Origin of the sequence: Aeromonas sp. LsrichE-8G, assembly GCF_022869435.1 — a bacterium.
Lineage (GTDB): Bacteria > Pseudomonadota > Gammaproteobacteria > Enterobacterales > Aeromonadaceae > Aeromonas > Aeromonas caviae.
This window is the reverse complement of sequence record NZ_JALIHH010000029.1, coordinates 1-20,603: the sequence shown is the minus strand read 5'-3', so window position 1 is coordinate 20,603 and position 20,603 is coordinate 1. Positions and strand designations below refer to the sequence as shown.

Genomic DNA, 20,603 nt, shown 5'->3' with positions numbered 1-20,603 from the left:
GTTAGGGGTTGGTATGGCAGGAGGGGGCATCGTGCAGCAGTTCGGGGTGCTCCTGTTGCAGCCTCAGCAAATTTTTCACCGCCTTGACCACGGCCCGCGGGGTGATGGTTGCCCCGGTGAAGGCGTCGAATTCGCCGCCATCCTTCTTCACCGCCCAGGTGGTGTCGTTGTCGGCCGTGAGGGACTTGCCGGTGAAGCTGTCGATCCAGCTGGATTTCTTCAGTTCTATCTTGTCACCAAGCCCCGGGGTTTCCTTGTGGGCCAGCACCCTGACCGCACTGACGGCCCCCTTGGCATCGGTGCCGACCACCATGCGAATGGCTCCACTGTAACCATCGGGGGCCACGGTTTCCAGCGCGTAGCCGGTATGAACCCCCTTGAGGGTGGCGGTATAGAGGGGCATGGGCTCATCGCTGCCCAGGTATTCCCGGCTGCTGACCAGCTTGCAACTGGCCACCAGATCGTTGTCATAACTCCCCTCGGGCAGCAGGGCCTGCAGGGTGCGCAGCTTCTCCAGCTCTTGCTGGTGGGCGATGCGATCCCGGGTCAGTTCGTTGGTCAGCACCACCATGGCGGTGCAGCCGAGGGCAAAGAGGGCCAGGGTCAGGCCATTCTTGCGCATGCTTTTCAACATGGGAGGCTCCCTGTCTCGCGTCTGTGGCAATTCAGATGTGGGTTCATTTGCGACGGGCTCCATAGACCTTGGGGCGGGTCAGACTGTCAATCAGGGGAACGCACAGGTTGGCCAGCAACACGGCGAAGGCGAAGGCATCCGGATAGCCGCCAAAACGGCGGATGACATAGACCAGCACGCCGATGAGCACACCGTAGACGAGGCGCCCCTTTGCGGTGGTGCTGGCACTCACCGGATCGGTGGCGATGAAGAAGGCCCCGAGCATGGTGGCACCGCTGAACAGGTGCAGCATGGGGGTGGCGGTGGCATCCGGGGTGGCCAGATAGCCCAGGGTGGCAGCGAGCAGCAATGCGCCCAGCACGGCAGTCGGAATGCGCCAGTTGATCACTTTCTGCTGGAGCAGGAAGAGGCCTCCCAGCAGGTAGCCGAGGTTGACCCAGCTCCAGCCGATACCACCCCAGCCCTCGAAGACCTTGTGGGTCATCACTTCGGTGGCGGTCAGTCCCTGGGTCAGTCCGGTCTTTAAGGTATCCAGCGGCGTGGCCATGGTCAGGCCATCCACCCCCTGCTTGAGCTGCAGCATGCTGTAGCCGTCGAGGCTGAAGCCGGTGAAGATCACCGAGGCCGCATCGGCGAAGCCGATGTCGTAGGCGGCGATGCTGGAGGGGGGCAGCCAGCTGGTCATCTGGACCGGGAAGGAGACCAGCAGCAGCACATAGGCCACCATGGCAGGATTTAACAGGTTCTGACCGAGCCCGCCATAGAGATGCTTGGCGATGATGATGGCGAACGCCGTGCCCAGCACCAGCATCCACCAGGGCAGCAGGGGGGGCAGGGAGAGACCGATGAGCACGGCGGTGAGCGCCGCGCTGCCATCCAGCAGGGCCGGTTTGACGGGGCGGCCGCGCAGGCGAAGGACCAGGGCCTCCGAACCCAGGGCCGTGACCAGCGCCAGCAGGATCTGGATCAGGGTCCCCCAGCCGAAGAACCAGGTCTGCGCCAGGAAGCCGGGCAGGCAGGCCAGGATCACCAGCACCATCAGGGTCTGGGTCTGTTTGCGGTTGTGGGCAAAGGGCGCACTCGCGATATTGAACATGGATCAGTGGCTCTTGTCGGTCGAAGGGGAGGAGGCAGCCTCGGCCGCCAGCTTCTTGGCTTTGGCCCGGGCGATGGCGGCGGCGATGGCCGCCTTCTTGGGGTCCACCTCGGCGGCGGGTCCGGATGCGGCGGCAGGGGCCTCAACAGCGTTATCGGTTGTGTTCACGGATGTCTCACCTGCGACCACCGGCCCGTCACCTTGCGCCTCGGCGGCTTTCTTGGCCTTGGCCCGGGCGATGGCGGCGGCGATGGCCGCCTTCTTGGGGTCCACTTCGGCAGCGGGCTCGGATGCGGCGGCCGGGGCCTCAACGGCGTTATCGGTTGTGTTCACGGATGTCTCACCCGCGACCACAGGCCCATCCCCTTGCGCCTGGGCGGCCTTCTTGGCCTTGGCCCGGGCGATGGCAGCGGCAATGGCCGCTTTCTTGGGGTCCACCTCTGCGGCGGCCGGGGCCTCAACGGCGTTATCGGTTGTGTTCACGGATGTCTCACCCGCGACCACAGGCCCATCCCCTTGCGCCTGGGCGGCCTTCTTGGCCTTGGCCCGGGCGATGGCAGCGGCAATGGCCGCTTTCTTGGGGTCCACCTCTGCGGCCGGGGCCTCAACGGCGTTATCGTTTGTGTTCACGGATGTCTCACCTGCGACCACCGGCCCGTCACCTTGCGCCTGGGCGGCCTTCTTGGCCTTGGCACGTGCCAGGGCGGCGGCGATGGCGGCCTTCTTGGGATCCAGCTCTGCCTTGGGATGTTGCTCCCCAGGTGCCGGGGTGTCAGCCAGCCCATTGCCCTCGCCATTGGCGGCCTTGGCGGCACGACGGGCGATGGCCTCCTGCTTGCGTGCCTCACGGGCGGCAATCATGGCCTCGTTGTCCGGTGCGGGTTCACTCACGGCCACCTGGGCCGTCTCCTGTTTGGCCTTGATGCGGGCCAGGGCGGCGGCGACGGGATCATCCCCCCCGGCCGCGGCCATGGCCTGGCGACGCTGGGCGGCGGCCTCGGCGTGGCGAGCCTCCCGCGCGGCCTTGTCCCGCTCGAAGCGGGCCTGCTTGGCCTCGAAGCGCTGCTTGGCGCGCTCCGCCTTCTCGTGCTCGGCACGGACCTCGCGGATGTCATCCTTGGCAATCTTGTAGTACTGCACCAGGGGGATCTCGCTCGGGCAGACCCAGGCACAGGCCCCGCACTCTATGCAGTCGAACAGGTTGAGCTTCTCGGCCTTGTCATACTCCTTGACCCGGCTGTACCAGTAGAGCTCCTGGGGCAGCAGGTTGGCGGGGCAGGCGTCGGCACAGGCGCTGCAACGGATGCATGCCTGTTCGGGGCCGGGGGGCGGCAGCTCGGCGCGGGTGGGGGAGAGCAGGCAGTTGGTGGCCTTGACCACGGGCACCATGGCATGGGGCAGGGTGAAGCCCATCATGGGGCCCCCCATGATGACCCGCTGATCCGCCTCCGGTTGCAGCTCGAAGCGCTGCAGCAGCCAGCGCACCGGCGTGCCGAGCCGCACCCAGGCATTGCCCGGTTGCTTGAAGGCATCCCCTGTGAGGGTGACGATACGCGAGATGAGCGGCTCGCCGTCGATGATGGCGCGCTTGATGGCAAAGACGGTGGCGACGTTGAGCACCATGATGCCCATGTCGACCGCCCGGCCCCCCTTGGGTACCTGGCGCCCGGTGAGCAGCTCTATGGTCTGCTTGGCGCCGCCGGAGGGGTACTTGGTCGGCACCGATTTGACCAGCACATCCGCGTCTGTGGCATGGCGTGTCAGGGCGTCGATGGCCGCCGGCTTGTTGTCTTCCACCCCGATCAGGGTGAGCTTGGGCTTGAGCAGGTGCTTGAGCACCCGTATGCCCTCCATGATCTCGTCGGCATACTCCTGCATCAGACGATCGTCTGTGGTGATGTAGGGTTCGCACTCCAGGCCGTTGACGATCAGGATCTCGGTGAGCTGGCCGCGGCCATCGAGCTTGCTGTGGGTCGGGAAGACGGCGCCACCGAGCCCAGCGACCCCCGCCTGCTGGATGCGATCGAGCAGCTCGCCCCGCTCCAGATTCCAGTAGTCGGGTTGGGGGTTGCGCTCACCCCAGGCATCTTCCCCGTCCGGGGTCAGGATGACGCAGAGATCGTCCAGGCCCGAGGGGTGCGCCACCGTGTGTTGTTCGATGGCGGTGACGGTGCCCGAGGTGGAGGCGTGCACCGGCACTATGCGGCCCTTGTCATGACGGGTCAGCGGTTGCCCCTTCTTGACCCTGTCTCCCACCCGCACCAGCAGTTCGCCGGCCGGGCCCGCGTGCTGGCGCACCGGGATGATGAGCTGTGGAGGGAGACCCGCGTCCACGACGGGGATCAGGCTGGACTGGTGCTTGTTCTCGGGAGGATGAATGCCACCGTGAAAATCCCAGAGGGTGCCGGCTTTGATGCGTTCGAGCAGATGCTGCATGGTTACTCCGCTGTTTATTCCACTATCTTGACCGGAATGGCGACCTTGGCCAGATCCCATTTCCAGTTGTCGACCGTGGTCGGCACCGGGATCATCTCGATACAGTCGGTCGGGCAGGGGTCGACGCAGAGATCGCACCCCGTGCACTCGGCCGCGATGACGGTGTGCATCGCCTTGGTGGCGCCGAGGATGGCATCGACCGGGCAGGCCTGGATGCATTTGGTGCACCCTATGCACATGTCCTCGTGAATGAAGGCGACCTTCTTGACGGGGACGGCCACTTCGTCGCCACCGTCCAGCGGTTGGGGCTCGACCCCCATCAGATCCGCTATCTTGCGCATGGTGGCATCGCCACCGGGCACGCACTTGTTGATCTTGTCGCCGTTGGCCAGCGCCTCGGCATAGGGCTTGCAGCCCGGGTAGCCACACTGGCCGCACTGGGTCTGGGGCAGCAGGGCATCGAGCTGGTCGACGATGGGGTCGGCCTGCACATGAAACTTGACGGCGGCATAGCCGAGAATGATGCCGAAGGCCAGGGCCAGCAGGGCCAGCACCAGGATGGCAAAGAGTATGTGAGTCATAGCGCTATATCTTGATGAGACCGGTAAAGCCCATGAAGGCCAGGGACATCAGGCCGGCGGTGACCATGGCGATGGAGACGCCACGAAACGGTGCCGGCACGTCGGCGGCCACCAGCCGCTCACGCATGGCGGCAAAAAGGATCAGCACCAGGGAGAAGCCGACGGCGGCCCCGAAGCCGTAGATGATGCTCTGGATGAAGTTGTGGCGCTCGTTGATGCTGAGCAGCGCCACGCCGAGCACGGCACAGTTGGTGGTGATGAGCGGCAGGAAGATGCCGAGCAGGCGATAGAGGGTCGGGCTGCTCTTGCGGATCACCATCTCGGTGAACTGGACCACCACGGCGATCACCAGAATGAAGCCCAGGGTGCGCAGGTAGGCGATCTCCAGCGGGATCAGGATATAGTGCTCCATCAGATAGGAGCAGGCGCTGGCCAGCGTCATGACGAAGGTGGTGGCCAGACCCATGCCGATGGCGGTTTCCAGCTTGCCGGAGACACCCATGAAGGGGCAAAGGCCGAGGAACTTCACCAGCACGAAGTTGTTGATCAGCACGGTGCCGACCAGTAAAAGCAGGTACTCAGTCATTGAAGATGGGTTATCCGGTATGAAGGCGGCCGTATTATCTGATGTTAGGTGCCTTTAGACAACCGCAAGGCCGTATGGTTATTATTCGAATGCCCAATTCATGGAGGCATTGTGCGCCTTTTACCCGTCCTGACGCTGACCCTGGCCATGCTGCTCTGGTCCAGCTCCTTCATCGCCCTCAAACATGTGCTGGAAATCTGGTCCTTCGGTCAGGTGCTCTTCATGCGGATGGGGGTGGCGTCCTGTTGCTGGCTGCTCTGCTACCGCCAGCTTGGCCGCGTCACTTACCAGAAGGGGGATTGGCGCTGGTTGGCCCTGATGGGGGCGCTTGAGCCCTGCCTCTACTTTCTTCTTGAAGTCAACGCCCTGCGTTACACCAGTGCCGGCCAGGCCGGTATGGTCTGTGCCCTGCTTCCCCTGATGGTGGCTCTGGTGGCCTTCGTGCTGCTTGGAGAGCGGGTGAGTCGCCGCCAGCTGCTGGGCTTTGCCATCGCCATCGTTGGCATCATCCTGCTGGGGTTGGGGGAGGGCGCCGACGAGTTCGCCCCCAACGCCCTGCTCGGCAACAGCCTGGAGATGGGCGCCATGCTCTGCGCCGCCACCTATTCCGTGGTATTCAAAAAGCTCTCCAGCCGCTACGGGGTGATGACACTGACGGCGTTGCAGGCCTTCGTCGGCATGCTCTTCTTCGCGCCCTTTGCCTTCAGTGCGCCCTGGCCCGCGAGCTGGGCTTGGCAGGACATGGGGGTCATCCTCTTCCTCGGCGCCTTCGTGACCCTTGGTGCCTACCTGCTCTACAACTGGTCGGTGACCCAGGTGAAGGTGACCCTGGCGGCTGCCTATGTGAACCTCATACCGGTCTTTACCCTGCTGCTCGCCTATCTGCTGCTGGGAGAGACGCTCACGGCCCTGCAATGGGTGGCCTGTGCCGCCGTGCTGGCCGGCATCGGGGTGGGCCAACTGCCGTCCGGCAGGAAGCGTGCGCAGGCCGTCGCCACCGGGGGATGAGTCGCCGCCATTGGGCTACAGTCTGGACAGGGGAACACGCTGTCTAAGAAGGAGCCGACCGATGAGCGACATGCACTTGCTGGCCGCGGCCAAAAGCCTGTTGAGCCATCCCCCCTTTACCCTGGCCGATGCCAGAGCCCTGGAGGCGCTGGAAGAGGAGGCCGTGGGGGAGGAGGGGCTCTGCATCGCCGCGCTATGGGACATCGCCCTCGCGCTGGCGGACGAGGAAGCCAGACACTATCTCCTGGGGGATGGCTGAGCGGGTTTCGGGTGGGCGGACAGCAATGACAACGGGGGGCCTGGGCCCCCCGTTGTCATTGGCAGCTGTCGCTCAGATGGAGAGGCTCTTGACGGTGTCCGACACCGAGTTGGCGTCTTCGATGATCTCCTTGATGACGTCGGCGATGATGGTGGCCTGCTCCTGACCTGCCACCGCCTTGTCGGAGACGACGGAGACAGTCTGGGTGATCTGGGAGGTGATCTCCGAGTTGTGCTTGATGACGGTGACGATCTCGCTGGTGGAGCTGGAAGTGCGCGCCGCCAGTTGCCTCACCTCGTCGGCCACGACCGCGAATCCCCGTCCCTGTTCCCCGGCGCGGGCCGCCTCGATGGCCGCGTTGAGGGCCAGCAGGTTGGTCTGATCCGCGATGCCGCTGATGGTGGAGATGATGGATTCGATGCTCCTGGATTGCTGGTTGAGCTGCTCTATCTGCTTGCTGACCGCATTGACCGAGGTGTTGATGTGAGAGGAGGTGTCGAGCACCCTGTCGATGACCTCCCGCCCCCTGGCGGCGCTCGCGACGGTTTCGCTGGCGATGGCACACGCCTTCTGGGCCGCTTCCCGGGTGGAGATGGATTTCTCCACCCGCTCGGTGATGTCGCTCGCCAGCTTGATGATTTTGACCACCTTGCCCTCGTGGTTGAAGATGGGGTTGTAGGTGGCCTCCAGCCATATCTTCTCCCCCCGGTGACCCAGACGCATGAAAAGCCCTGACTTGATGTCACCCGAGCCGAGATCCTGCCAGAAATGGGGGTTGTTCTGGTAGAACTCGGTGTCACAGAAGAGACGATGATGCTTGCCGACCACCTCTTCCAGCCGGTAGCCAAAGCAGTTGAGGAAATTCTGGTTGGCGGTGATGACGGTGCCATCGGGTTGGAAATCGATGACCGCCAGGGACTTGTCCAGGGCTGCCAGCAGGGCCTGGGTGCGCTCCAGGGTGGATTGCTGCTGGGTCACGTCGGAGGCGACCTTGGCGATCCGCACCACCTTGCCGTCGATCACGATGGGGAAATAGGTCGCCTCCAGCCACACGGCCTTGCCGGATTTCGACTGGCGAATGAAGCGGCCGCTGCGGGAGACGCCGTGGCGCAGATCCTGCCACAAGGTCTCGTAATCCCGGGTATTGACGTCGTCGGGGAAGCAGAGGGTGCTGTGATGCTTGCCGATCACCTCGTCACGTTCAAATCCCACGATCTTGAGAAACAGCGCATTGGCGAAGGTGACCACTCCCGCCGGGGTGAACTGGACGAAGGGGACCTGCAACTGGATAGCCTGTTCAAATGCCCCCAGCCCACCACCCTTGCCGCTTGCTCACTGGCTTCCTTGCTTGCTTTTTGATTCCAGAATATGACAGCGCTCCTCCATGAGACCCTTGAATGGGATCATGTACAGGATCTTTAGCGCCAACCAATTGAAATAGATATAAAAAAGGCTTCGTTTGTGATCTAATTTTATCGCCAAACAAAATCAACACGCGCGAAGCCTATGACCATTATTAATGCTAATCACTATCTGGAGCAACTCCTGGCTCCCGCCGCACTCGAGCGCATTGCTCGGCTCTGCAAGTTTTGTCTGCGTCAGCGCGCCATTACCCCTGCCATGCTCGTACCTGCACTGTTGCGGGCCATGGGGGGCGACCAGGTCAATGACATTGCCAGCTTACACCGTCATTTCAATGCCTTGCAGCTGACGAAAGAGCATCAGGTTTCTTACAAACCGTTTCACAATCAGCTGCGTAAAGAGAGCTTTGCCCTGTTTATGAAAGCGCTGGTCGAACGGGCCATCGCCTTGCGTATCGACCATCAACTCAAAGCGGCCTCCCTCGGCGCGTTCAAGCAGGTGTTATTGCACGATGGCACCTCCTTCGCGGTGCACCGGCGTCTGGCGGCTGACTTTCCCGGCCGGTTCAAGACCATCAGTCCGGCGGCTATCGAGTGCCATATGACCATGTCTCTGTCGGAGCAGAGCCCACTGTGCATGAGTGTGTCTGCCGATACCGCAGGGGAGCGGCAATTTCTCCCTGAGGCTCACAAGCTGGCCAACTGCCTGCTGCTGGCTGACGCGGGTTACATTGACAGGGCCTGGTTTGAGCAGGTGAACGACGCTGGCGGATTTTATCTGGTGCGAGGAACGCAAAGCCTGAACCCCAAGATAATCCAGGCCTGGCGCGGTGATGGGCGGGAAGTGCCAAAACTGGCGGGACTGTCACTGAAAGAGGCAGGACGGCGGCGCTGTCGGGCCGAGGTGCTGGATATGGTGGTGAAGTCCGGCAAGGTCGAGTACCGCTTGATCCGACGCTGGTTTGCCGAGGAAAAGCGGTTCTGCTTGTGGATGACCAACCTGCCGCGAGCGGCATGGTCAGCAGAGCAGGTGATGAGCCTGTATCGCTGCCGTTGGCAGGTGGAGTTGTTATTTAAAGAGTGGAAATCGCACAACCGGCTCAAGGGGTTTGTGACGGGGGAGAAAGCCATCGCCGAGGGATTGGTGTGGACGAGTTTGCTGTCGCTGGTGATGAAAAGGCGGGTCGCGCAGAGTGTGATGACAGGGAAGCTATCGATGTTGAAAGCGTCAAAGAACAGTACGACATGGTGGTTGCCGCTATTGGAAGCAGTGGCCCATAGAGCGCTGACAGAAATAAGGGAAAGACTGGAATGGGCAGCTGATTATTTGGCTAAGAACGCTTGCCGAACCAAGCAGAGAAAATCGATACAGAACAGGACCTTGGAAGGAGTTTTAAAGGGACTCAACGCTTAAGGTCCTGTACATGTGAATGGGATAACGACCAAATATGAGTAAATTAACAATAGCATTGCGTCCTGATGAGTCGTCATCGTACTCAAATTAACTTTTTATTTTTCAATGTTGATAAATAGCTTCTTAATTGTAGGGTCTCGTACCAAGGTTATTTATCTCGTGGACCACTTTGGGCCCCAGGGAATATTGGCATGCAGGCGCCTCTTTTGGCACTGACAATTGTCACGATGCCCCTATATATCGCCCTCATATGAACCCTGTGGCACGTCAGGGATCTCGGTGGGGATAAAGTTGAGTCTTCTGGAACGCGGTGAAATTAGGTGGCTACGGGGATCGGGAAAAAGCCGCTATCTGATCCTCTGGTGTGAGAAATAAACGGCCAAGGGTGTGATGTTCTGGATGTGCGGCATGTGTGAACCCGTGACGACATTGCCGCTTCGGTATATTTTCTGTCCCGAAACAGGGAGTGTTTATTTTGCCTGCAAGGTGGAGAGTTTCTGGTTCAGGGACTCAATCTCTTTCTGATATCGGGTAGTGACCGACTGCATCTCTGCCGAGACATTGCGGGATCTTGCCTTGTTCTCCGTGATCTGGGTCATCTCGTTGTTCATCTTCTGCTTTTTGGCCTCGATCTCGGTGCGCAGCGCCTCGGCCTGGCGTTGTTTCTGGCCGTTCGCCAGGCTCTGCTCTATCTCCCGGGTCTGGTTGGCCGCCTGCTCCACCGCCTCGGGGGAGGGGGTATAGACATTGAGTGCCATGGGTTTGGCGTCGCTGCTGCAGGGGATGTCGCTGAAGGTGATCTGCCCATCGCGGGCGCATTGATAGACAGCCGCCTGGACAACGGGGACGGTGGCAAGCCCCAGGCAGGCGAGAGAGATGACCAGCATGCGTGACATAGACTCCTCCTTGAATCCTCTTCCTTGCACACTAGTACATGGCGCAAGGTCAGACAACGGCCTCGTTCCGGGTGTGACATTCCGGTCCTCACGTTGCCTCTCTCTGGTCCATGGCGGGGAGATCTCCTGCACAATGGGTGTGCCATGGCGGCATAAAGCGACGGATCCCTGCCTGTTTCCCCGCAGTTCAACACATCAGAGCACCATAACTGGCTGCAATGAGGTATCTTATGCCCCGATTTCATCCATCAAACGGATAAGAGACAACACATGATCATCAAACCCAAGGTTCGCGGCTTTATCTGCACCACCACCCACCCGGTCGGTTGTGAAGCCAATGTTCGTCGCCAGATCGCTTACACCCAAGCCAAGGGCGCCATCGAGAATGGCCCCAAGAAGGTGCTGGTGATCGGCGCTTCTACCGGCTATGGTCTGGCCTCTCGCATTGCCGCAGCCTTCGGCAGCGGAGCTGCCACCATCGGTGTCTTCTTCGAAAAGCCGAGCTCCGAGACCAAGACGGGCTCCGCCGGCTGGTACAACTCCGCCGCCTTCGACAAGGCCGCCAAAGAGGCCGGCCTCTACGCCAAGAGCATCAATGGCGATGCCTTCTCCCACGAGTGCCGTGCCAAGGTGATCGAGCTCATCAAGCAGGATCTGGGTCAAATCGATCTGGTGGTCTATTCCCTGGCCTCTCCGGTGCGCAAGCTGCCGGACACCGGCGAAGTGGTGCGCTCCGCCCTCAAACCTATCGGCGAGGTCTACACCTCCACCGCCATCGACACCAACAAGGATCAGATCATCACCGCCACCGTCGAGCCGGCGAATGAGGAAGAGATCCAGAGCACCATCACCGTCATGGGCGGCCAGGACTGGGAGCTGTGGATGGCGGCTCTGCGCGATGCGGGTGTGCTGGCTGACGGCGCCAAGTCCGTGGCCTATTCCTACATCGGTACCGACCTGACCTGGCCCATCTACTGGCATGGCACCCTGGGGCGCGCCAAGGAAGATCTGGACCGCGCCGCCACCGCCATCCGTGGCGATCTGGCTGCCAAGGGGGGGACCGCCCACGTGGCCGTGCTCAAATCCGTGGTGACCCAGGCCTCCTCTGCCATTCCCGTGATGCCGCTCTACATCTCCATGGCCTTCAAGATCATGAAGGAGAAGGGCATCCACGAGGGTTGCATGGAGCAGGTGGACCGCATGATGCGCACCCGCCTGTACGGCGCCGACATGGCGCTGGACGAGCAGGCCCGCATCCGCATGGATGACTGGGAACTGCGTGAAGACGTGCAGCAGACTTGCCGTGATCTCTGGCCCTCCATCACCACCGAGAACCTCAGTGAACTGACCGACTACACCGGCTACAAGCAGGAGTTCCTGCGCCTGTTCGGTTTCGGTCTGGACGAGGTGGACTACGATGCGGACGTGAATCCGGACGTGCAATTCGACGTGGTCGAGCTGTAAGTCGGTCGTCAGCACAGACAGGGCCCTGCGGGGCCCTGTTTTTTTGCAGCAGACTCAACCTGTTGCCTCAGGTTTATTATCCGCGATCACCTTTTTCCCCGAACAAACCCGCTAGGCTTGCGCTGTCCGGATCACAGACGGCACCGCCGAGGTACGAAAGTCATGACCACATCCCATGAGGCGCCCAAGAAGCGCCAGCTCCCCACGGTTTATACCCTGCTTTTCATCATCATCGCCCTGATGGCGGCCCTCACCTGGGTGCTGCCGGCGGGCAAATACAACTATGTGACGGCCAAGACCCAGCAGCCGGTGGCGGCAGCGGCCGTGGCCGACTACAGCGGTGACGAGCGACTGCTGCCGGTACCCGGCAGTTACACCGAGCTCCCCTCCCAACCCCAGGGGGTATTCGATGTGCTCAAGGCGCCCATCCAGGGCTTTCACAAGGCGGCGGACGTGGCACTGTTCGTGCTCATCATCGGCGGCTTTCTGGCGGTGACCATGCAAAGCGGGGCGCTGGATGCCGGGGTCGGGGCCATAGTGCGCACCTTCGCCGGGCGCGAGCGGCTGCTCATACCGGTGCTGATCGCCCTGTTCGCCCTGGGTGGCTCCACCTTCGGCATGGCGGAGGAGACGGTGGCCTTCTGGGCTCTCATCGTGCCGGTGATGATGGCGGCGGGCTTCGATCGCATGGTGGCGGCCGGGATCATCCTGCTCGGCTCCGGGGTCGGGGTGCTCGCCTCCACCGTCAATCCGTTTGCCACCGGCATCGCCTCCGGTTTCGCGGGTATCCCCATCGGTGAGGGGATAGGGCTACGGGTCATCCAGTGGCTGCTGCTGGTGATCTTCGCCTCCTGGTTCGTGATGCGCTACGCCAGGCAGGTGCAGCAGGACAAGTCCCGCTCCGTGCTGGCCGATATCGTTTATGACGACGAGTTCTCCCAGATGAAGAGCGGCAACCTCGCCTTCAGCGGCAAGCAGAAGCTCACCATGCTGGTCTTCTTCGGCACCTTCCTGCTGATGATCTATGCGGTGGTGCCCTGGTCGGATCTGGGCATTGATCTGTTGCCCACCCTGGGCTGGTGGTTCGACGAGCTCTCCACCCTCTTCTTCAGCGCCTCCATCCTGATTGCCCTCATCAACCGGATGCCGGAGTCCAACTACGTGGCGACCTTCCTGAACGGGGCGCGGGATCTCATCGGGGTGGCCCTGGTGGTGGCGGTGGCGCGCGGCATCTATGTGGTGATGGAGCACGGCGTCATCATCGACACCATACTGCACTGGGCCGAGGGGCTGGTGAGCGGGCTGTCGTCGTCGGTATTCATCCTGATGGCCTATCTGGTGCACATCATCCTGAGCTTCTTCATTCCCTCCACCTCGGGGCTCGCGACCGTCTCCATGCCGCTGATGGGACCGCTGGCGGACTTCTCCGGTATCTCCCGGGATCTGGTGATCACCGCCTATCAGTCCGCCTCCGGCTGGATCAACCTGTTCGCCCCCACCGCCGCCCACCTGGTGGCGGGGCTGGCGCTCGCCAGGATCCCCTACGATCGCTTCGTGCGCTGGGTGCTGCCCTTCATCATCGGGGTGGCTCTGATCACCATGGTGGTGCTGGTGGCCGGGGCCCTGCTGCACGGCTGATGGCGCGGATAGAAAACGACAGACAACAAAAAGGCTCCCGCGGGAGCCTTTTTCATGAGCCTTGCTTACTGCTTGTAGCCCTTGAGGAAGCGGGCGAGACGGCCGATAGCCTCTTCCAGCTCCTCTTCCCGGGGCAGGAACACCAGCCGGAAGTGATCCGGTGCCGGCCAGTTGAAGCCGGTGCCCTGCACCAGCAGGAGCTTCTCCTGCTGCAGCAGGTCGAACACCATCTTCTGGTCATCGCGAATGTCATACACCTTGGGGTCGAGGCGGGGGAACATGTAGAGCGCCCCCTTGGGTTTGACGCAGGAGACCCCGGGGATCTCGTTCAAAAGCTCCCAGGCCTTGTCCCGCTGGCGACGCAGGCGACCCCCCGGCAGGATCAGTTCGTTGATGCTCTGGTAGCCCCCAAGGGCGGTCTGGATGGCGTGCTGCATGGGCACGTTGGCACACAGCCGCATGGAGGCCAGCATCTCCAGTCCCTCGATGTAGCCCTTGGCACGACCCTTGGGACCGGTGATGACCATCCAGCCCTGGCGGAAGCCGCAGGCGCGGTAGGCCTTGGAGAGGCCGTTGAAGGTCACCACCATGACGTCGTCGCACAGGGTGCAGACGCTGGTGTGGGAGATGTCGTCGTAGAGGATCTTGTCGTAAATTTCGTCGGCGAAAATGATGAGGTTGTGCTGGCGGGCGATCTCGATCACTTCAAGCAAAAACTCGCTGCCGTAGACGGCGCCGGTCGGGTTGTTGGGGTTGATCAGTACCAGGCCGCGGGTGAGCGGGGTGATGCGGGCGCGGATGTCGTCGAGATCCGGATACCAGTCAGCCCCTTCGTCACAGCGGTAGTGCACCGCATGGCCGCCGGAGAGGGTGACGGCCGCGGTCCAGAGCGGGTAGTCGGGGGAGGGCACCAGCATCTCGTCGCCGTTGTTGAGCAGCGCCTGCATCGCCATCACGATGAGCTCGCTCGCACCGTTGCCGATGTAGATGTCGTCGATGTCGACCTTGCGCATCCCTTTTTGCTGGTAGTACTGCATCACCGCCTTGCGGGCGGAGAACAGCCCCTTGGAGTCGCAGTAGCCCTGGCTCTGGGGCATGTTGAGGATCACATCCTTGATGATCTCCTCCGGTGCTTCGAAGCCAAACGGGGCCGGATTGCCGATGTTGAGCTTGATGATGCGGTGACCTTCGTCTTCGAGACGGCGAGCTTCTTTGTGCACCGGGCCGCGGATGTCATAGCAGACATCGTCGAGCTTGTGCGACTTGTCGATAGTGAACATGGTGAGCGTGATTCCTTCCCCGTGGGGCGCGTTGGCAGAAAAGCTGTTTTTAGTATCAAATTTCTCTGCCCCTATTCTTCACAGAATTGAATGCTAGAACAATCTAATTTATGGAATAAATCCCTGATATTTACCCCTGAAACAGGGTTGTTGAAATGTTGAATTTAGCATGATCGTTTGCCTCTCTTTGGTAGATCAGTGAAAGATGAGGGGTAGCTTCATAAAGCAACATGAGTGTATTGAAATATCTCCCCCATCTGGCACGATTGGCTGGGGTAAAAAAGGCCCCGACCCGTCGGTCTGCCAGGGGAGCACGCAGGCACGGGGGCTCATCTTCCCGCTCTCGAGGTTCACTCATGCAGGCACCCGCCACCGGTCGCTACCGCCATTTCAAGGGGGGCTATTACCAGGTTCTGGCCCTGGCCTTGCACACCGAAACCCAGGAGCAGCTGGTGATCTATCAATCCGAACAGGATGGTCAGGTCTATGCCCGCCCCGTCGCCATGTTCATGGAGTGGATTGAACATCAGGGACAGGTGGTGAGCCGCTTCACGCCGGTGGCCTGAGGCAGGCTTGGCGACATGAAAAAAGGCGCCAGAGGCGCCTTTTTTCATGGTGTCGGGGCTTACAGACCCAGATTGGCTCTGGCGTAGGCCTCAAAATCGGTGCAGCCGCCGATGTGCTGCTCATTCAGGAAGATCTGCGGCACAGTGGTGACCGGCTTGCCCGCCTTGGCGGCGAGATCGTCCTTGGTCAGCCCGGCCACGTTGATATCCACGTAGCGGAACTCGAAGTCATCGCGCTCCTCGGTCAGTTGCTCGGCAATCTGCTTGGCACGCACGCAATAGGGGCAACCGGGACGACCAAAAATCTCTACAAACATCTTTTCTCTCCATTAAACAAGCCGTTGAAGAAGGCCATTGAGATGAGGCTGGGCACAGCATAGCCCTGGTGCCCTGTCAGTCAAAGCTGAAAATAGCGATGCTTCCGTTCGCCATCTCCGATTGCGCCCACTGCTGATGATGGCGCCAGCGTCCCCCAAGGCCGGGGAATCGGGCCGCCTTGCCGGCAAGGCAGCCCGTCTATCACTGCTCGACGATCTGGATGGGTTGTTGCTGGTAGATGCTCTCCAGCACGCCTTTTTCGAAGACGGTCCAGGGCCAGGGCGCCTTGCTGGCGCGGTAGCGCTCGTGGGTTGCCGGATCCTGGGAGAGACCGCGCTGGAACATCACGAAGGCCTTGCGCTGGCCACCGGCGGTGTCGATGAAGCCGGCGAGGTTCGACGTACCTGTGATGGTACCGGTCTTGGCGTGTACCTTGTTCTTCATCATGGGAGCGGTGACGCTGCGTCGCCAGGCCAGGGTGCCGTCTACCTGGGAGCTTGGCAGCAGCTTGATGAAGTCGAGCTCGGCATCGTTCTTCTGGATGAAGTTAAGCACCGACAACATCTGGCGCGCGCTGATGAGATTGTGGGCGGAGAGGCCGGAGCCGTCGGCCAGGGTGGCGTTGCCAAGGTCAATGCCGTGCTTGGTCAGGATGGCGCGCACCGCCATGGTGCCGCTGCGATAGCTGCCCGGCTTGTTGTAGTAGTGACGCCCCACGGTTTTGAGGAAGGTATCGGCGTAGAGGTTGTCGGACTTTTTCAACATCTTGGCGAGCATCACCGGCAGGGAGACAGAGTAGTGGGTCGCCAGGGTCTGGGCACCGACAGGGGCCTGATGGGTGACCCGCAGCAGGCCGTCGTGGCTGATCCCGGCGCGGTTCATGGCCCAGCGGATGTTGTCCCAGCCCCAGGCTTCCACGTCATGGATGGCAAAGCGCAGCCCTTGTGGCTCCTTGTTCGGGGTGATGCAGCCCTTGAGCTCGTAGAAGTTGCCCTTGGCCATGTCTACTTCCAGAGCGCAGAACTGACGCGCCATGTCGCCATAGCTCATCACCTCCACGTTGTCGGCGCCGATGCCGATGGGCACGCCGGTGGCCACGTTGCCCACCGCAGGCTTGCCAATCTGGGTGGCGGTGATGGTGCCGTAGGCGCAGTTCTTGTCGATGATGACCGAGGAGACGGGAGCGGCGAAACAGAGGGTCTGATCCCCCCAGGACCAGCCGTTGCCACGCTCGTAGCCGTTGTAGGCACCGGTGTTGACATAGACGTTGCCCTGAATGCGGGTGACGCCCAACTGTTTGAACAGGGCAACCAGATCCATGCGCGACAGAGTCGGGTCGCCGACGAAGTTGATCCAGATGTCGCCGTTGATGGTAGTGCCCTGTTTGGCGCCGGGCTGGGCCTGGATGTCGGTGGCGAAGCGGAAGTCGGCACCGAGTTCGAGGCGTGCGGCGAGCGCGGTGAGCACCTTCATGGTGGAGGCGGGGGCTATCATGTCATCGGCGTGACGGGCAAATTCCACCCCGTTGTTGCCCTGTACGATGACGGCGTACTGGCCCCCCTTGGGCGGGGTCAGCGGGGCGGCGTGGACCGCCAGAGAAAAGAGAGCACAAAAACCAATCAACAGCCGCTGCATAGGATCCTCTAACTGAACGAAAGGGCGGCATCATAAACCGCCCCGATAATCAAACCGGGTGACTGCCGGGTATCACCTGCCATGGGGTCAGGCCGGGGCGTTGGCAGTCCGGTAACGCCCCTCGTAATCGAATATTTTTTCCTTCACCTGCCAGAAGCGTCCCGACTTGCGGGCGATGACGAAATCTGGGTGACGGAACTGGTCTGCCGCGAGCATCACGCTCGCCAGGGTAGTGAATTCGGGCTCAAGGCCCGGGGCGGGCCAATGATGACGCACAAAGCGTTGTTGAAACAAGCGCTGTGCACCCCGGGAGTGAAAGGGGAAGTACTCCGTCAGGGTCAGGCCATCCTCGTCGTGGTAGGTCACCTCCAGCCGCTCCCCCTGCTTGCCGCGCCCGGCACTCAGGGTCAAACCGGCGCAGCGGATCACCATGCAGTCCTTGAGATTGAGGGCCTCCTTGAGCTTGTCGTCAGGGTCCACCAGCAGCTGGTCACAGCTTTGGCAGCGGCGGGCGGCGATGTCGTTTTCAGCACCGCAACCTGGGCAGATCTTGGCGCGAAAGCGGTAGTCGCACTCCTCGCGGTTGCCCTCGTCATCTTCAAACAGTCCCTGACAGCGGCGGCCGTAGTGTTCGACCACCTTGCCATCCTCGTCGGTCTTGCCCCAGAAGGTGTTGGCAAAGCCGCAGGCGGGGCAGGGCACCTGAACCGGCTCGGTGCCGGCGTGGGGCCTGGGTTCCCCCACTTCGGGGGCAAACAGGTTGAAGTTGTTGCCTGCGTAGTCGAGCACCAGGCAATCGCTCTTGCCGGGTGAGAGGCGCAGGCCCCGTCCCACAATCTGCTGATAGAGCGACACCGATTCGGTGGGACGCAGCATCACGATGAGGTCGACGTGGGGGGCATCGAAGCCGGTGGTGAGCACCGCTACGTTGACCAGAAACTTGAGCTCGCGCGCTTTGAAGGCACTGATTAGAGCGTCGCGCTCCGGTCCCGGCGTCTCGCCGGTGACGAGGGCGGCCTGCTGGCCTCTGGCACCGAGCAGGCCATGAATTTCCCGGGCATGCTCGACGGTGGCGGCGAAGATCATCACCCCCTGCCGGTCGGCCGCATACTCCAGCACCTGGCTCAGGATATGGGGGGTGACCCGCTCCTGGCGCTTGATCTCGCCGTTGAGCTGCGCCTCGCTGAACAGGCCGTTTTCCCGCGGCACCAGCTTGCTGAAGTCGTAGTGGACGATGGGGGCGTCCACCAGGCGCGGCGGGGTCAGGTAGCCGTTTTTCACCATGAAGCGCAGGGGCAGTTCGAACACGCAGTCACCGAACAGCCGCTCGCCGTGGCTCTTGACCATGCCGTGGTAGTGGCGCCGGTAGATCCAGCCCAGCCCCAGCCGATAGGGGGTGGCGGTGAGCCCGAGGATCTTGAGGGCCGGATTGGCGGCCTTGAGATGCTCGATCACCTGATGGTATTGGCTGTCGTCATCGAGCGAGACCCGGTGGCACTCGTCGATGATGAGCAGCGAAAAAGCGCCGTCGAAGGCATCCAGATTGCGCGCCACCGACTGCACCGAGCCAAACACCACCTGGGCGCTCGCCTCCTTGCGTGCGAGCCCCGCGGCAAAGATGTCGGCCCGGAGTCCCCAGGCCTCGTACTTGGCGTGGTTCTGCTCCACCAGCTCCTTGACGTGAGCCAGCACCAGCACCCGGCCACGGGCCTTGCGGGCCAGTTCGGCGATCACCAGGCTTTTGCCGGCCCCGGTGGGCAGCACCACCACGGCGGGATCCGGGTGTTTGCGAAAGTGGCTGATGACGGCGTTGACCGCGTCGGTTTGATAGGGTCTGAGAACGAACATGGGGAACGGCTGTGGTGCAAGATGGCGCCATTATAGGGATCTTGCGGGGAAAATGCAGCGAAGGGGGCGTGCTGACAGGAAGCGGGCCGGCAGGATGCCGGCCCGTGCAGGTCAGGGACCTCAGTGGAAGGGGAACAGGTAGTTGAGCCAGCTACCCATGCGCATCAGGATCTTGCGCATGATGGCCACGTGGTGGAAGTGCTCGGTATAGATGGCGGCCTGACCGCTGGAACCCGCGATCACCTGGTAGTTTGCCCATTCGGGATCGGTGATCTCGAGCACGATGGGCAGGCGACCCGGTACCTGTGCCGAGGTCTGATCGATAAGACCCGCCTGTGCCTGGATATTGCCCGGTGCCATGGCCGGGATAACGGACTGCACCTTGGCCTTGAAGATGCGGCCCGGAATGCCGTCGAGCACGACTTCGGCCTCGTCACCCGCCTTGAGCCGCTGCATGCTGTTCTGCCAGAACCAGCCGACATAGGCATTGGCATCTTCATGAATGAAGGTCATCACGGGGCGGAACATGAAGGGGGCGGCAATCATGCCCGGGCGCAATGCCAGTTGTACGACATGACCGTCACTCGGGGCGTAGACCACGGTCTGCTCCAGATCGTACTTGGCGATGTTGAGCTGGGCACCCAGGTCATTGAGGGTCGCTTTCTGCTGATCAATTTGGGCGACGATGTCATCCACGTTGGCCTGGGTGACGTCGAGGTCGCGCTGTTTGCCGATGCCCCGTCGCATCAGCTCCTGGGCGCGATCCCTGTCCAGGCTGGCGGATCGCAGGCGGGCGTCCAGAGCCTTCAGAAAATCGGTGTTGGAGGCGAGGCGCGCCGTCAGGCTGGCGACCTTCTCCTGGAAGGGCTCAGCGTCGATGCGAAACAGCACATCCCCTTTCTTGACCGGCTGGTTGGGCTTGACCGGGACGTCGGTGACACGCCCCTTGACCAGGGGCACGACCGGGGTGGAGACATAATAGTTGCGAGCCAGCTCGGAATAGGGGTGGTTGTAGTTCATCAGCATGATGAGTGTGCCGATGATGATGACGCCACCCAGTACGGCGGTCGGCACGGTCCACTTGTTGAGCGGGATCTTGAAGATCTTGAAAATACCTATGCAGAGGGCTGTATAGGTGAGAATAAGTAGCAGGTCCATGGGGCGTTACCTATTTGTCGGTCTGTTCGAGCGTGGTCATGCGAGCCTGCAGTGCTGCCAGCTCCTCTTTGAGTGCGCTGATCTCTGTCTCGTCATGTTGTAGGCGTTGCGAGAAGCCCCAGCCGCGATCGGGGCGATAAATCGTGGCCCAGATCCAGAGGAAGGGCCAGAGCACGTGCAGGGTGAACAGGCTGACCCAGCCTGCCACGTGAATGGCGTCCTGGTGGGGGTGATTACGGTGCTTGGCAATTTCATATGGAATATCGTGAATGACGATAATGCCATCTTAAATGCGAAAGGGGACTCCCTCCGACGTAGGTGGGAGGGGAATTTCGCCGGGGCGTCAGCCCCGCTGGTTTTGAATGTATTGCTTGATCACCTCCAACGGTGCTCCGCCGCAAGAGCCCGCAAAGTAAGAGCGTGAC

General features: G+C 61.6%; 19 protein-coding genes and 2 pseudogenes. 6 read left to right on the top strand and 15 right to left on the bottom strand.

Annotation, left to right across the window (positions count from 1 at the left end; all coding sequences use genetic code 11):
• Position 1: 1 nt before the first annotated feature.
• The 5 genes from rsxG to rsxA are packed head-to-tail and all read right to left on the bottom strand — an operon-like array spanning position 2 to position 5,333.
• Entirely contained in the window at positions 2–634 is a 633-nt protein-coding gene (gene rsxG / locus MUW49_RS06285; protein WP_043156385.1) for an electron transport complex subunit RsxG, read from the bottom strand.
• 43 nt (positions 635–677) lie between these two features.
• Positions 678–1,730: an electron transport complex subunit RsxD gene (gene rsxD, locus MUW49_RS06280; protein WP_161470815.1), complete on the bottom strand. Its 1,053-nt coding sequence runs from the start codon at positions 1,728–1,730 to the stop codon at positions 678–680.
• 3 nt (positions 1,731–1,733) lie between these two features.
• Complete coding sequence (gene rsxC, locus MUW49_RS06275) at positions 1,734–4,166, bottom strand: electron transport complex subunit RsxC (protein WP_244812533.1); 2,433 nt, start codon at positions 4,164–4,166, stop codon at positions 1,734–1,736.
• A gap of 14 nt (positions 4,167–4,180) precedes the next feature.
• A complete protein-coding gene (gene rsxB / locus MUW49_RS06270; protein ID WP_139751406.1) occupies positions 4,181–4,747 on the bottom strand; it encodes an electron transport complex subunit RsxB in 567 nt (188 codons plus the stop codon).
• 4 nt (positions 4,748–4,751) lie between these two features.
• Positions 4,752–5,333 carry an electron transport complex subunit RsxA gene (gene rsxA / locus MUW49_RS06265; RefSeq protein WP_039038677.1) on the bottom strand — a complete coding sequence of 194 codons (582 nt, stop codon included), beginning with the start codon at positions 5,331–5,333 and terminating at the stop codon, positions 4,752–4,754.
• Between the two features lie 111 nt (positions 5,334–5,444).
• On the opposite strand from rsxA, the gene MUW49_RS06260 reads away from it, so the two are divergent.
• Positions 5,445–6,341, top strand: coding sequence for a DMT family transporter (locus MUW49_RS06260; protein WP_244812532.1), 897 nt, complete (start codon positions 5,445–5,447; stop codon positions 6,339–6,341).
• A gap of 61 nt (positions 6,342–6,402) precedes the next feature.
• The gene (locus tag MUW49_RS06255) at positions 6,403–6,600 is read left to right on the top strand and encodes a hypothetical protein (protein WP_039038678.1); all 198 of its coding nucleotides are present in this window, start codon (positions 6,403–6,405) and stop codon (positions 6,598–6,600) included.
• Positions 6,601–6,672: 72 nt separating this feature from the next.
• On the opposite strand, the pseudogene MUW49_RS06250 reads toward MUW49_RS06255, so the two are convergent.
• A pseudogene (locus MUW49_RS06250) lies at positions 6,673–7,044 on the bottom strand (methyl-accepting chemotaxis protein); the annotation flags it as partial.
• Between the two features lie 216 nt (positions 7,045–7,260).
• Positions 7,261–7,848, bottom strand: a pseudogene (locus MUW49_RS06245) (PAS domain S-box protein); the annotation flags it as partial.
• 258 nt (positions 7,849–8,106) lie between these two features.
• Here MUW49_RS06245 and MUW49_RS06240 point away from each other — a divergent pair.
• Positions 8,107–9,375, top strand: a complete 1,269-nt coding sequence (locus MUW49_RS06240) for an IS4-like element ISAeme3 family transposase (protein ID WP_041205731.1) — start codon at positions 8,107–8,109, stop codon at positions 9,373–9,375.
• Between the two features lie 470 nt (positions 9,376–9,845).
• On the opposite strand, the gene MUW49_RS06235 is transcribed toward MUW49_RS06240, so the two are convergent.
• Positions 9,846–10,271 carry a DUF4124 domain-containing protein gene (locus tag MUW49_RS06235; protein ID WP_039038680.1) on the bottom strand — a complete coding sequence of 142 codons (426 nt, stop codon included), beginning with the start codon at positions 10,269–10,271 and terminating at the stop codon, positions 9,846–9,848.
• Between the two features lie 270 nt (positions 10,272–10,541).
• On the opposite strand from MUW49_RS06235, the gene fabV reads away from it, so the two are divergent.
• Both fabV and MUW49_RS06225 read left to right on the top strand, forming a co-directional pair.
• The gene (gene fabV / locus MUW49_RS06230) at positions 10,542–11,735 is read left to right on the top strand and encodes an enoyl-ACP reductase FabV (RefSeq protein WP_041212832.1); all 1,194 of its coding nucleotides are present in this window, start codon (positions 10,542–10,544) and stop codon (positions 11,733–11,735) included.
• 162 nt (positions 11,736–11,897) lie between these two features.
• Positions 11,898–13,373: a YfcC family protein gene (locus MUW49_RS06225; protein WP_109113039.1), complete on the top strand. Its 1,476-nt coding sequence runs from the start codon at positions 11,898–11,900 to the stop codon at positions 13,371–13,373.
• Positions 13,374–13,438: 65 nt separating this feature from the next.
• Here MUW49_RS06225 and MUW49_RS06220 read toward each other — a convergent pair whose 3' ends face one another.
• Positions 13,439–14,653: a pyridoxal phosphate-dependent aminotransferase gene (locus tag MUW49_RS06220; protein ID WP_244812531.1), complete on the bottom strand. Its 1,215-nt coding sequence runs from the start codon at positions 14,651–14,653 to the stop codon at positions 13,439–13,441.
• A 356-nt stretch (positions 14,654–15,009) separates the two neighbouring features.
• On the opposite strand from MUW49_RS06220, the gene MUW49_RS06215 reads away from it, so the two are divergent.
• Positions 15,010–15,219: a DUF1653 domain-containing protein gene (locus MUW49_RS06215; RefSeq protein ID WP_010674028.1), complete on the top strand. Its 210-nt coding sequence runs from the start codon at positions 15,010–15,012 to the stop codon at positions 15,217–15,219.
• A 59-nt stretch (positions 15,220–15,278) separates the two neighbouring features.
• On the opposite strand, the gene MUW49_RS06210 is transcribed toward MUW49_RS06215, so the two are convergent.
• The 6 genes from MUW49_RS06210 to MUW49_RS06185 form a co-directional block, all read right to left on the bottom strand.
• Positions 15,279–15,536 (bottom strand): GrxA family glutaredoxin, encoded by a 258-nt coding sequence (locus tag MUW49_RS06210; RefSeq protein WP_244812530.1) that lies wholly within the window; start codon positions 15,534–15,536, stop codon positions 15,279–15,281.
• 202 nt (positions 15,537–15,738) lie between these two features.
• Positions 15,739–17,172 (bottom strand): D-alanyl-D-alanine carboxypeptidase/D-alanyl-D-alanine-endopeptidase, encoded by a 1,434-nt coding sequence (gene dacB / locus MUW49_RS06205; RefSeq protein WP_042017206.1) that lies wholly within the window; start codon positions 17,170–17,172, stop codon positions 15,739–15,741.
• 87 nt (positions 17,173–17,259) lie between these two features.
• Entirely contained in the window at positions 17,260–19,020 is a 1,761-nt protein-coding gene (locus tag MUW49_RS06200; RefSeq protein ID WP_244812529.1) for a DEAD/DEAH box helicase, read from the bottom strand.
• 120 nt (positions 19,021–19,140) lie between these two features.
• Complete coding sequence (locus MUW49_RS06195; protein WP_010674032.1) at positions 19,141–20,178, bottom strand: HlyD family secretion protein; 1,038 nt, start codon at positions 20,176–20,178, stop codon at positions 19,141–19,143.
• Positions 20,179–20,188: 10 nt separating this feature from the next.
• Positions 20,189–20,458: a DUF3302 domain-containing protein gene (locus MUW49_RS06190; protein ID WP_041201542.1), complete on the bottom strand. Its 270-nt coding sequence runs from the start codon at positions 20,456–20,458 to the stop codon at positions 20,189–20,191.
• Between the two features lie 63 nt (positions 20,459–20,521).
• A partial coding sequence (locus MUW49_RS06185) for a transposase (protein WP_202904331.1) occupies positions 20,522–20,603 on the bottom strand: 82 nt, incomplete at its 5' end.

Coding starts and splice junctions, on each gene's coding strand:
- rsxG (WP_043156385.1), bottom strand. CDS start 634: ATGTTGAAAAGCATGCGCAAGAATGGCCTGACCCTGGCCCTCTTTGCC.
- rsxD (WP_161470815.1), bottom strand. CDS start 1,730: ATGTTCAATATCGCGAGTGCGCCCTTTGCCCACAACCGCAAACAGACC.
- rsxC (WP_244812533.1), bottom strand. CDS start 4,166: ATGCAGCATCTGCTCGAACGCATCAAAGCCGGCACCCTCTGGGATTTT.
- rsxB (WP_139751406.1), bottom strand. CDS start 4,747: ATGACTCACATACTCTTTGCCATCCTGGTGCTGGCCCTGCTGGCCCTG.
- rsxA (WP_039038677.1), bottom strand. CDS start 5,333: ATGACTGAGTACCTGCTTTTACTGGTCGGCACCGTGCTGATCAACAAC.
- MUW49_RS06255 (WP_039038678.1), top strand. CDS start 6,403: ATGAGCGACATGCACTTGCTGGCCGCGGCCAAAAGCCTGTTGAGCCAT.
- MUW49_RS06240 (WP_041205731.1), top strand. CDS start 8,107: ATGACCATTATTAATGCTAATCACTATCTGGAGCAACTCCTGGCTCCC.
- MUW49_RS06235 (WP_039038680.1), bottom strand. CDS start 10,271: ATGTCACGCATGCTGGTCATCTCTCTCGCCTGCCTGGGGCTTGCCACC.
- fabV (WP_041212832.1), top strand. CDS start 10,542: ATGATCATCAAACCCAAGGTTCGCGGCTTTATCTGCACCACCACCCAC.
- MUW49_RS06225 (WP_109113039.1), top strand. CDS start 11,898: ATGACCACATCCCATGAGGCGCCCAAGAAGCGCCAGCTCCCCACGGTT.
- MUW49_RS06220 (WP_244812531.1), bottom strand. CDS start 14,653: ATGTTCACTATCGACAAGTCGCACAAGCTCGACGATGTCTGCTATGAC.
- MUW49_RS06215 (WP_010674028.1), top strand. CDS start 15,010: ATGCAGGCACCCGCCACCGGTCGCTACCGCCATTTCAAGGGGGGCTAT.
- MUW49_RS06210 (WP_244812530.1), bottom strand. CDS start 15,536: ATGTTTGTAGAGATTTTTGGTCGTCCCGGTTGCCCCTATTGCGTGCGT.
- dacB (WP_042017206.1), bottom strand. CDS start 17,172: ATGCAGCGGCTGTTGATTGGTTTTTGTGCTCTCTTTTCTCTGGCGGTC.
- MUW49_RS06200 (WP_244812529.1), bottom strand. CDS start 19,020: ATGTTCGTTCTCAGACCCTATCAAACCGACGCGGTCAACGCCGTCATC.
- MUW49_RS06195 (WP_010674032.1), bottom strand. CDS start 20,178: ATGGACCTGCTACTTATTCTCACCTATACAGCCCTCTGCATAGGTATT.